Raw genomic sequence first — 12,353 nt, 5'->3', positions numbered from 1 at the left:
ACAAATGTTTACTACTATAAAAAGAAATAATAAATTTAATAAAATAACTCTCCGACTTTCTTCTCCAGAGGTTATATTGAAAGAATCTCATGGTGAAGTATTAAAACCAGAAACTATAAATTATAGAACTCATAAACCGGAAAGAGATGGTCTTTTTTGTGAACGTATTTTTGGTCCTGTAAAGGATTATGAATGTGCTTGTGGAAAATATAAAAGAATTCGTTACAAAGGAATTATTTGTGATAGATGTGGAGTAGAGGTAACTGATAAAAAAGTAAGGAGAGAACGTATGGGACATATTAGTTTAGTTGTTCCTATTGTTCATATATGGTATTTTCGTTCTTCACCTAATAAAATAGGTTATTTGCTAGGTATTCCATCAAAAAAGTTAGAAATGATTATTTATTATGAGAGATATGTAGTCATTCAGGTAGGTGAAGCTTTTCGTTCAGATAGTGGAGTTAATCCTATTCAAAAAGGAGATTTTCTTACGGAAGAAGATTATTTATCTATTTTAGAAAAATTACCAAAAGGTAATCTTTCTTTAGAAGACACTGATCCAAATAAATTTATAGCAAAAATGGGAGCTGAATGTATAGAGGATCTTTTGAATCGTATAGATTTGGATCAATTATCAATTGAATTAAGAAATCAAGCGAATAATGAAACTTCTAAACAGAGACGAATTGAGGCTTTAAAGCGTTTGCAAGTTGTTGAATCATTTAGAGATGGTAAAAAAAATGGTGGAAATGTTTCTTGGATGATTATTCATATTTTATCTGTTATACCACCAGAATTACGACCTCTTGTTCCTCTGGATGGAGGACGTTATGCTGCTTCTGATATGACTGATTTATATAGACGTGTTTTAATAAGAAATAATCGTTTAAAAAGACTTATAGAGATTAAAGCTCCGGAAGTTATTTTACGTAATGAGAAAAGAATGTTACAAGAAGCTGTTGATTCTTTATTTGATAATTCTAGGAAAATTTCTGCAGTAAAATCAGAAGGTAATCGTCCTTTAAAATCTTTATCTGATTCTTTGAAAGGGAAACAGGGTCGTTTTAGACAAAATCTTCTTGGAAAAAGAGTAGATTATTCTTCCAGATCTGTTATTGTAGTTGGCCCACATTTAAAATTACATGAATGTGGACTTCCTAAAGATATGGCGGCAGAACTTTATAAACCTTTTGTTATACGAAAATTGATTGAGAGAGGAATAGTTAAAACAGTTAAATCCGCTAAAAGAATTATTGATAAAAGAGATTCTATGATATGGGATATTCTGGAAAATGTATTAAAAGGTCATCCTGTTTTATTAAATAGAGCACCAACTTTACATAGGTTAGGAATACAGGCTTTTCAGCCTAAATTAATAGAGGGAAAAGCAATACAATTACATCCTTTAGTTTGTGCAGCTTTTAACGCTGATTTTGATGGAGATCAAATGGCTGTTCATCTTCCTTTATCCCCTGGAGCTATTTTAGAAGCTAAAATTCTTATGTTAGCTTCTCAAAATATATTAAATCCGGCTAATGGTTCTCCTATTACTGTTCCATCTCAGGATATGGTTTTAGGTTTATATTACATGACTAAATCTTTAGTTTCAAATAAAACTAGAAAAATAAAAGGAGAAGGAATGATTTTCTATTCATCTGAAGAAGTAGAAATTGCATATAATCAAAATATAGTAGAATTACATTCTTTAATTCAAGTAAAAGTAAATATTTTAGAAAAAGGATTACTAACTAATAAATTAGTGAAAACTACAGTTGGTAGAGTTTTATTTAATCAAATTGTTCCAGAAAAAGTAGGATTTATAAATGAATCATTGACAAAAAAATCTTTAAGATATATTATAGGACAAATTTTGCATTTGACAGATGTTCCCACTACAGCAAAGTTTTTAGACGATATTAAAGATTTAGGTTTTTTTAATGCTTTTAAAGGAGGTCTTTCTTTTGGATTGGGAGATATAATCATTCCAGATGATAAAGAAAAAATGGTTAATCATGCAATAAAACAAGTAGACAATGTAAAATCAAATTACAATATGGGATTAATAACGAATAATGAACGTTATAATCAAGTAATTGATATATGGACTAATACAAATGCAATGCTTACAGAAAAAGTAATGAAATATATGCGTGAAGATAGACATGGTTTTAATCCTGTATATATGATGTTAGATTCTGGAGCTAGAGGATCTAAAGAACAAATACGTCAATTGTCTGGTATGCGTGGATTAATGGCAAAACCTCAAAAAACAGGATCTTCTAGTGGAGAAATTATTGAAAATCCAATATTGTCTAATTTTAGAGAAGGTCTTTCTATTTTAGAGTATTTTATATCTACTCATGGAGCTAGAAAGGGTTTAGCTGATACAGCTTTGAAAACAGCAGATGCTGGATATTTAACAAGACGCTTAGTAGATGCAGCACAAGATGTTATTATAAAAATAGAAGATTGTAAAACTTTACGTGGTTTAAAAATATCTGCATTAAAACAAAATGAAGAAATAGTTGAAACTTTATCTGAAAGGGTTTTAGGACGGATATCTTTAAATGATATTTTTTGTCCAAAAGATCAGAATAAATTAATAGTTTCTTCCGGAGAAATGATAGATGAACAAATAGCAAATTTAATTGATAAATCGGGAATAGATATAGTAAAAGTTCGTTCTCCTCTAACTTGTGAAGCTAAAATGGGTATTTGTTCTAAATGTTATGGTAGGAATCTTTCATCTGGAAAAATAGTACAAAAAGGAGAAGCGGTAGGTGTTATTGCCGCTCAATCAATTGGAGAGCCTGGAACACAATTAACTCTTCGGACTTTCCATGTTGGAGGTACTGCTGGAAATATTACAGAATCTTCACAAATAAGAGCAAGATATAATGGTTTTATAGAGTTTGAAGATTTAAAGGTTGTTAATATTATAAATGATTCTGGAAAAAAAGTAGATATAGTAGTATCTCGTTCTGCAGAAATGAAATTATTGAGTAAAGATCAAACATCCATTTTAATGGTAAAAAATATTCCCTATGGATCTACTTTATATGTGAAAAATGGAGATGAGTTAAAAGAAGGAGATAAAATATGTCAATGGGATCTATATAATGCTGTTATAGTATCAGAATATTCTGGTAAAATATCTTATCAAGATTTAGAACAAGGAATTTCTTTTCAAGTAGAAACAGATGAACAAACAGGATTTAAAGAAAAAGTTGTAACGGAAGTAAGAAATAAAAATATAGTACCTGCATTAAAAATTAGCGATAAAAATGATAAAGAGTTGAAAATTTATAATTTACCTGTAGGAGCGCATTTAATGGTAGAAGATAAAGAACAAATAAAATTAGGAAAAATTTTAGTAAAAGTACCAAGAATGTCTGCTAAATCTGGAGATATTACAGGTGGATTACCTCGTTTATCTGAATTGTTTGAAGCTCGTAACCCTTCTAATCCTGCTGTAGTATCGGAGATGGATGGTATAGTTAGTCATGGAAAAATAAAAAGGGGGAATAGAGAAATTATAGTTGAATCTAAAACAGGAGAGATAAGAAAGTATTTAGTGAAATTAACTAATCAAATTCTCGTTCAAGAAAATGATTATATAAAAGCAGGAATGCCTTTATCTGATGGAGCTATAACTCCAAATGATATATTAAATATTAGAGGACCTAGATCTGTTCAAGAGTATTTAATAAAAGAAATACAAGAAGTTTATCGTTTACAAGGTGTAAAAATTAATGATAAACATTTTGAAGTGATTGTTTTGCAAATGATGAGAAAAGTAGAAGTAATTGAAGCTGGAGATACTCGATTCTTAGAAGGACATATAGAATATAAAGATGATTTTATAGAAGAAAACGATAGAATCTCTCAAATGATAGTTATTGAAGATTCCGGAGAATCTACAAATTTTAAGATTGGAGATATTGTTACATCTAGAGAAATTAGAAATGAAAATGTAGTTTTGAAGTACAAAAATAAAAAATTAATAAAAACAAGAAATTCTATACCAGCTACTGCTAGACCTATATTACAAGGAATAACTAAGGCCGCTTTACAAACTAAATCTTTTATATCCGCAGCTTCTTTTCAAGAAACAACAAAAGTTTTAAGTGAAGCAGCTATAAGCAGCAAAACAGATAATTTATATGGATTAAAAGAAAATGTGATAGTTGGACATAAAATTCCTGCTGGAACTGGATTGAGAGAATATGAAAATTCTAATCCTGAATTTTTTTAATATTATCATTACACCGATTTTTAATGGATACAGTCTGATGAAAAATTAATTTTTCATTATTCTCTCCATCTGCATAAAAATATCCAATTCTTTGAAATTGAAAATGATCTCCTTTTTTAGCTTTGTGCAAAGATGGTTCTGCATAACCTATGACTTTTTCTATAGATTTTAAATTTAAAATATTTTTTTTATTTGGTTCTTTTAAAAAAAGATGATTATATAAATTTATATTTATAGGAATAGAGTGTTTTATAGAAACCCAATGTAAAGTACTTTTGATCCTTTTTTTTCCCGTATATTTTTTGTTTTTTTGAAGAGAAGATTGACTTGATGGGTCATAGGAACAGTGTATTTCTAATATTTTTTTTGATTTATCATCCTTTTTGATAGAATGAGCCTTTATAATGTAGGAATTTTTAAGTCTGACTTCATGTCCAATAGAAAGTCTAAAAAAGTTATCTATTTTTTTTTCTAAAAAATCATTTTCTTCTATATATAAAAATTTTGAGAAAGGAATTTTTCTATATCCAAAATTTGGATCTTCTGGATTATTTTCTGCATCCATCCATTCAGTATGATTTTCAGAATAATTATCTATAACTAGTTTTATAGGTTTAAAAACTACCATTACTCTAGGGGAAATTTTGTTTAAATGTTCCCTAACTCTAAATTCAAGAAGAGATGTATCAATAGTATTTTTTCTTTTTGAAATTCCTATTTTTTGAATAAATCTTTTTATAGATAAAGATGGATATCCTCTACGACGTAAACCTGATATAGTTAATAGTCTTGGATCATCCCAAGATTGAATGATATTTTTTTCAATTAAATATTGAATTTTTCTTTTGCTTGTTATACTATCACTTAAATTTAATCGAGAAAATTCTATTTGTTTAGGTTTTATCATATGAATATGATTTTCATCATGTATTTGATTAATAAACCAATTATATAATGGTCTTTTATTTTCAAATTCCAAAGAACATAAAGAGTGAGATATTTGTTCAAAATAATCGCTTTGACCGTGACTCCAGTCATAAGTAGGATAAATACACCATTCATTTTTAGTTCTAAAATGTTTTTTCTTTAAGATTCTATACATAATTGGATCACGCATGTTCATGTTGGATGACTTCATGTCTATTTTAGCTCTTAATACACAAGAACCTTCTTTAAAAAAACCATTTTTCATTTTTTCAAAAAAATATAGATTATCATCTATAGACCTATCTCTATAGGAACTTTTTATTCCATCTTCAAAAGGATTTTTTCTTTGAAACTTTATATTTTCTTTAGTTTGTTCATCTACATAAGCTTTATTTTTTTTAATAAGTTTTATGGCTAATTCGTACAATTTTTGAAAATAATCAGAAGTATAACATTCTTTATTCCATTTGAAACCCAAAAATTTTATATCTTTTTTAATAGATTCTATAAATTCCTTATTTTCTTTCAAAGGATTTGTATCATCAAATCTTAGATTTACTGGAGAATTATACTTTTTTCCAAGTTCAAAATTTAGGTATATAGCTTTAACATGTCCAATGTGAAGAAAACCATTTGGTTCAGGAGGAAATCTGAATTTTATTTTTTTTATAGGAAAACCATTCTTTAAATCCTCTTCTATTATCCTTTCAATAAAATGCAAATGTTGGATGCTTATGATTGTGTAGATTAAAAAAATAAATTTAATGATTTTTTTTAAAAAAGTCTAATTTTGTTTTATAAAAATAAGAAAAAAAGTGAATTATACTGAAACAATTCAATGGATTTTTAATCATCTTCCATTTTATCAAAAAAATGGAATCAAAGATTATAAACCTGGATTAGAAAGAATAAAAAATTTTTGTTCTTATTTAGGAAATCCACAAAATTTTTTCAAAAGCATTCATATTGGAGGAACGAATGGAAAAGGATCTACTACACATATGTTATCTTCTATCTTACAAGAAGAAAAATATAATATAGGAAAATATACTTCTCCTCATATGATAGATTATAGAGAAAGAATAAGTTTTAATGGTCTTCTGATAGAAAAAGATTTTATTGTAAGTTTTATTTCGGATAATAAAAAAATTATAGAAAAGGAAAAAATGACATTTTTTGAAATGAATACTGCTTTGGCTTTTCAATATTTTAAAGAAAAAAAAGTAAATATAGCTATTATTGAAGTAGGCATGGGTGGACGTTTAGATTCAACTAATATTATTAATCCTGAAATATCTATTATTACTAATATAAGCTTAGATCATACCGAATCTCTTGGTGATAATTTATTAAAAATAGCTTTAGAAAAATCGGGTATTATAAAAAGTAATAAATCAGTTATAATTGGAAGTCAAATATCTGAAGATGTCCGATCTATCTTTTTTAAAAAAGCATTAATAAAAAATTCTCCTATATATTTTGTAAAAAAAATGAATAATTATTCGATATATAAAATTCCTTTTGAAGCAGATTATCAAATATATAATAAAAGTGTTGTATTAAAAACTATAGATATTTTACAGAAAAGAAAAAATTTTTTTATCTCAAGTGAATCTATAAAAAATGGATTAAAAAAAGTAATACTAAATCCTTTTTTTAAAGGAAGGTGGCAAATATTTAAAAGTGAAAATCCAAAAATAATTTTGGATATTGCTCATAACGAGGGCGGTTTTTTTATGATTAAAAAACAATTAGAGAAAGAATATTATGAAGAATTACATTTAGTTTTAGGTTTTGTAAAAGGTAAAAAAATAGAAGATATATTAAAACTTCTTCCTGTTAATGCTTTCTTTTATTTTTGTGAACCTAATATAAAAAGAAAATTATCCATAGAAAAAATTAAACAATTAATACAAAAATTATTTATTAATAATAATAAAAAATATTTTTTTTCATCGGTAAAAGAGGCCTTTTATTCAGCTAAAAAAAAATCCAAAAAAGGAGATTTAATTTTAATAACTGGAAGTACTTTTATAGTATCCGAAGCTTTATTCTAAAATTGTATTTTTTTTCTTTACATTTGACTTTTGAATTGATATTTTATTTTTTAATAGAAGGGTAATTAGCTCAGTCTGGTTTAGAGCATCTGTTTTACAAGCAGGGGGTCACTGGTTCAAATCCAGTATTGCCCATTTGTTTTTCTTAAAATAAATGAAAATATTTCTTCTCTATTTTTTGGATGAAACCAAGTAATTGAAAAATCTTTTTTATACCAACATATTTGTCTTTTTGCATATCTTCTAGTGTTTTTTTTTATATTTTCTATAACATCAACAAATGAAGATGAATATTTTTTCTTGGATAAGAAATCGAAAATATCTTTATACCCTATAGTTTGTAAACTGTTTAAATGTCTAAATATGTAGTACGTCTTTGCTTCTTCAAAAAGCCCCATTTTTATCATTTTTTCCACTCTTGTATTAATTTTGGAATATAATTCATCTCTAGGTAATGTTAATCCTATTTTTATAATAGAAAAATTTCTTCTTTTTTTTTTGAAAAAAACATGGGGGGGTTTTCCTGTTGATTTTATTATTTCTAAAAATCTAATTAAACGTCTAGGATTATTTAGATCTATTAAGGGTATATTTTTTTTTTCTATTTTATTCAATTCTTCTTTAAGAAAGGAAATTCCTTTTTTTTTAAAGTTAAAAATTAGATCATTTCTTATATTCACATCAATTTTTGGTATTTCCGATAATCCTTCAGTAACGGATTTTTCATATAAACCAGAACCTCCTACCATAATCAAAATAGGATGTATTAGAAATAATTTTTGCATTTTTTTTAAGGAATCTATTTCAAAAAGTCTAGCGTTATAATTATCATGTATACTTAAATGACCAATAAAATGATGTGGAATAGATTTTCTATCTTTTAGATTAGGCATAGAAGTTCCTATTTTCAATTCTTTAAAAAATTGTCTAGAATCACAAGATAAAATTTGTGTTTTTAATTTTTTTGCTAAAAAAATGGATAAAGATGTTTTTCCTATTCCTGTTGGACCCAATATTAAAACTAAAAACAATGATTTTAATTTCTTATTAATGAATATTTAGATAACTTTCTATACATCCAGTAGTCTGCAAGAACTAAAGCCGTCATAGATTCTACAATTGGAATAGCTCTAGGTAAAACACATGGATCGTGTCTTCCTTTTCCTTTCATAAAAACTAAATTTCCATGTTTATCTAAAGTTTTTTGTTTTTGTATAATAGTAGCTACAGGTTTAAAAGCTACTCTAAAGTAAATATCCATTCCATTTGATATCCCTCCTAGAATACCTCCAGAGAAATTTGTTTTTGTACTTCCATCACTATTAAATAAATCATTATGTTTAGAACCTGTTAATTCTGATCCAAAAAAACCACTTCCATATTCAAATCCTTTGACAGCATTAATAGAAAGCATAGCCTTACCTAATTCTGCATGGAGTTTATCAAAAATAGGTTCACCTATTCCTACAGGTACATTTTTAATTACACAAGTAATAGTTCCTCCTATTGTATCTCCTTTTTTCTTTACCTTTTGAATTAATGATATCATTTTATTTGAAGTATATGTGTCTGGACATCTTATCGTTGATTCTTCAATTTTAGACAAATCTAAGTCTTGATAAGATTTATTTATAGATATATTTCCAACTGAAGAAACGTAAGATATAATTTTCATATCTTTGATTAATTGCTTTGCTATTGATCCAGCTACAACTCTAGATATAGTTTCACGAGCAGATGAACGTCCTCCTCCTCTATAATCCCTTATTCCATATTTTTTCTCATATGTAAAATCAGAATGAGAAGGACGATAAATATCCTGAATATGTTTATAATCTTCAGATTTATGATCTTTATTATAAATAATAAAACCAATAGGGGTCCCTGTAGTTTTATTACCTATAATTCCTGAAAGAAAATTAACTTTATCAGGTTCATTTCTTTGAGTAACAATAGAAGATTGCCCAGGTCTTCTTCTATTTAGTTCATTTTGTATTTCTTCAAAATTTAGTTCTATTCCAGCAGGACATCCATCTATGATTCCTCCTAAAGCTTCTCCATGGCTTTCTCCAAAGGTTGTAATTCTAAATAAGTTTCCAAAAATATTACCTGCCATAAATCATTTATAATTTTTTAAATTTTTTTCAAAAAAAAAGATTTTCTTGTATGTAAAAAAGATCCTATTAAAGATTATTTAATTCTATAAATTTAGGAAAAGTTTAGATAAAGATTCTATTTTTAATTTTTTCTAGTTAAAAAAACATTTTTTTTAGATGAAAAAATAGGAGGATTAAGATCCTTAGAATTTTTATAAGAAGAAAGAAAACGATGAATTTCTATCCAAGAAAAACGTTTAATCAATTCTTCTTTATTAAAAAGTTCTAATTCTCTTTGTATTTCAGGTAAAAAAGGTCTCATAGATTTTTCATCTACAACAGTTTTTTTTACTTTTTCTATAAAATAGAAAAGTTTTTTTTTACATATTTCTTTCTCAGAAGGAATTTTTATTTTTTCAAAATTTTTTCCTATCTTTTTTTCAAATTGACGTAAATTTTTAGTTTCTTTAGAATGTATTATGCAAATGGAAGTTCCATAACTTCCTGCTCTTCCAGTTCTACCACTTCTATGTACATAAGTTTTACATTCATTTGGTATATTATAATTAATTATATGAGTAATGTCTTTTACATCTATACCTCTGGAGGCAATATCTGTAGCTACTAAAAACTGTGTAATTTTTTTTCTAAATCTATTCATTACATACTCACGTTTTTTTTGTGGAAGATCTCCATAAAGAGCTTCTGCATTATATCCATCTTTGACTAAGTATTCCGCTATTCTTATAGTCTCTTTTATTGTTTTGCAAAATATAATACCATAGATACCTAGATTGATATCTAGAATTCGTTTTAGAGAAAGGTATTTATTTTGATCATTTACTATAAAATATGAGTGTTTAACATTATTAGGTCCTATATTTTTTTTTCCTATGATAATTTCTATAGGATTTTTTAAATAAGTATGAGCTATCTTATTCATATATTTAGACATCGTAGCAGAAAAAAGTAAACTTTGCCGTTCTTTTGGTAATCTATTTATAATAGAATCTATTTCTTCTTTAAAACCCATATCTAACATTTCATCTGATTCATCTAAAACTAAAAATCGTATTTTAGATAGATAAAATTTTTTTCTTTGTATTAAATCGATCACTCTTCCAGGAGTTCCTACTACAATATGGACTTTTTTTCTTAAAGAAATAATTTGATTTTCAATACTTACCCCTCCATATAGTGATATGGATTTTATTAATGACATATGTTTAGAAAAACGAAAAATATCACGTGTGATTTGTACACAAAGTTCTCTGGTTGGACATAATATTAAAGCTTGAGGAAAATGTATTTTTAAATTTATTTTTTGAATAATTGGTAAACCAAAAGCAGCTGTTTTTCCAGTTCCTGTTTGAGATAAAGCTATGATATCCTTTTCTGATTTAAGTAAATATGGAATTACTTTTTCTTGTATAGGAGTTGGAGATATAAAACCAATATCTTCTAGGGCAAGAAGAATTTTATCATTTAAAAAATGATAATCTTTAAATGTTTTCATAGAAACATACGATATTAAAAAATAAAGAGAATTTATTTATAATCAAAAAATTATAAATAACAAATATATGTATTTAATTCAGTCCTCAGAAGAAAAAAATAAAGAAAAAATTTTATTCTTTTTTCAGAAGATTTTTAGTTATTCTTTCATATCTTATGAGAAGAAGTATAGATGAGATAATAATACCTAAAGATAGACCTATCCAGACTCCTATTCCTCCAAATTTAAGATGAATAGATAAAAACCAAGCTATAGGTAATGCAATAACGCAATAAGAAAAAAAACTTATTCTCATAGGTATTTTAACATCCTGTATTCCTCTTAAAGCTCCAAGTATGAATCCTTGTATTCCATCGAATAATTGAAATATACTAGCTATAACAATGATTTTTTTAGTTATATCGATGACTTCCATATCATTTTTTATATACATATAGGGTATATAATTTCTAAATAAAATAAAAATAGAACTGCATATTAGCATAAAAATGGTACCCATCAATATGATAGACCATCCAATTTTTCTTAGTTCATAATAATTTTTTAATGCTAATTGGTTTCCTATTCTTATTGTTGCAGTTAAAGAAAACCCTGTACTTAAAAGAAAAGTAGATGAAACTAAGCTTAGAACTATTTGATGAGCAGCTAAATCTTTTATTCCACATTTTCCTGTTATAAAAGAAGATATAGAAAAAGTACTCATTTCAAATAACATATGTAAACCAGAAGGTACTCCTATTTTTAATATTTCTTCAAAATATTTTTTCTTTAAAATAAAAATGGATAGAAAAGAAGAAAAAGAATTATAATAATTACGAACTTTTTTATATTGATATAATATAAAATTAATCCCTATTAACATAGTTATACGAGATATTAAAGTAGCATATGCAACTCCTTTTATTCCTAATTTAGGAAAATTAAATAAACCATTAATAAATAAATAATTTAAAATAATGTTAACAAAAGCAGAAATCCATGTAATAAATAAACTAGGATAAACTAAAGATAATCCTTCTGAAAATTTTCGGAAAACTTCAAATATCATCCAAGGAATCATGGATATAGAATTTATATTTAAAAAAGAAATAGTGTCGTTTAAAATTTCTTTAGGTTGTCCTAAATACGGAAGAATATAGAAAAAAATATGTACACAAATAAACATTATTATTGACAAAAAAAAATTAAGAATTAAAGCATGATAAAAAATTGTAATTCCTTTTTTATATTCTTTTTTAGCATCAATAGATGCTATTAGAGAAGAGAAACCAGTAGATATCCCCAAACCAAAAATGATTATAATAAAGAAAACAGCATTAGCCAATGAGACGGAAGCTAAGGCTTTTTTCCCTAGAAATCCAACCATTATATTATCAGAAAAACCAATAGATATAACTCCAAGTTGAGTAAAAAGTATAGGAAAAGCTAATAAAATATTTTTTTTGAAATGGTCTAAATATGTTGTACTTGTTTTTTCTATTGTAGAGAAATTTATTATTTAT

General features: G+C 26.2%; 7 protein-coding genes and 1 tRNA gene. 3 read left to right on the top strand and 5 right to left on the bottom strand.

Annotated elements, in window-relative coordinates:
• The first annotated feature begins 4 nt into the window (after positions 1 to 4).
• The gene (rpoC, locus tag H0H78_RS02190; protein WP_185850864.1) at positions 5 to 4,255 is read left to right on the top strand and encodes a DNA-directed RNA polymerase subunit beta'; all 4,251 of its coding nucleotides are present in this window, start codon (positions 5 to 7) and stop codon (positions 4,253 to 4,255) included.
• On the opposite strand, the gene glnS is transcribed toward rpoC, so the two are convergent.
• Positions 4,236 to 5,912 (bottom strand): glutamine--tRNA ligase, encoded by a 1,677-nt coding sequence (gene glnS, locus H0H78_RS02185; protein ID WP_185851278.1) that lies wholly within the window; start codon positions 5,910 to 5,912, stop codon positions 4,236 to 4,238. The two genes, rpoC and glnS, sit on opposite strands and share 20 nt — an antisense overlap.
• Before the next feature lie 85 nt (positions 5,913 to 5,997).
• On the opposite strand from glnS, the gene H0H78_RS02180 reads away from it, so the two are divergent.
• Positions 5,998 to 7,239, top strand: a complete 1,242-nt coding sequence (locus tag H0H78_RS02180) for a bifunctional folylpolyglutamate synthase/dihydrofolate synthase (protein ID WP_185850863.1) — start codon at positions 5,998 to 6,000, stop codon at positions 7,237 to 7,239.
• 59 nt (positions 7,240 to 7,298) lie between these two features.
• Positions 7,299 to 7,374: transfer RNA gene (locus H0H78_RS02175), tRNA-Val, on the top strand.
• Here H0H78_RS02175 and miaA read toward each other — a convergent pair.
• The 4 genes from miaA to H0H78_RS02155 form a co-directional block, all read right to left on the bottom strand.
• Positions 7,356 to 8,270, bottom strand: a complete 915-nt coding sequence (gene miaA, locus H0H78_RS02170) for a tRNA (adenosine(37)-N6)-dimethylallyltransferase MiaA (protein WP_238783743.1) — start codon at positions 8,268 to 8,270, stop codon at positions 7,356 to 7,358. The two genes, H0H78_RS02175 and miaA, sit on opposite strands and share 19 nt — an antisense overlap.
• 5 nt (positions 8,271 to 8,275) lie before the next feature.
• Complete coding sequence (aroC, locus tag H0H78_RS02165) at positions 8,276 to 9,355, bottom strand: chorismate synthase (protein ID WP_185850862.1); 1,080 nt, start codon at positions 9,353 to 9,355, stop codon at positions 8,276 to 8,278.
• Between the two features lie 122 nt (positions 9,356 to 9,477).
• Positions 9,478 to 10,851, bottom strand: a complete 1,374-nt coding sequence (locus H0H78_RS02160; protein ID WP_185850861.1) for a DEAD/DEAH box helicase — start codon at positions 10,849 to 10,851, stop codon at positions 9,478 to 9,480.
• A 112-nt stretch (positions 10,852 to 10,963) separates the two neighbouring features.
• A complete protein-coding gene (locus H0H78_RS02155; protein WP_238783742.1) occupies positions 10,964 to 12,217 on the bottom strand; it encodes an MATE family efflux transporter in 1,254 nt (417 codons plus the stop codon).
• Positions 12,218 to 12,353: the final 136 nt, after the last annotated feature.

It is taken from the genome of Blattabacterium cuenoti (genome assembly GCF_014251235.1).
GTDB classification, from domain to species: Bacteria; Bacteroidota; Bacteroidia; order Flavobacteriales; family Blattabacteriaceae; genus Blattabacterium; species Blattabacterium cuenoti_AF.
This window is presented reverse-complemented; position numbering and strand designations above follow the sequence as displayed.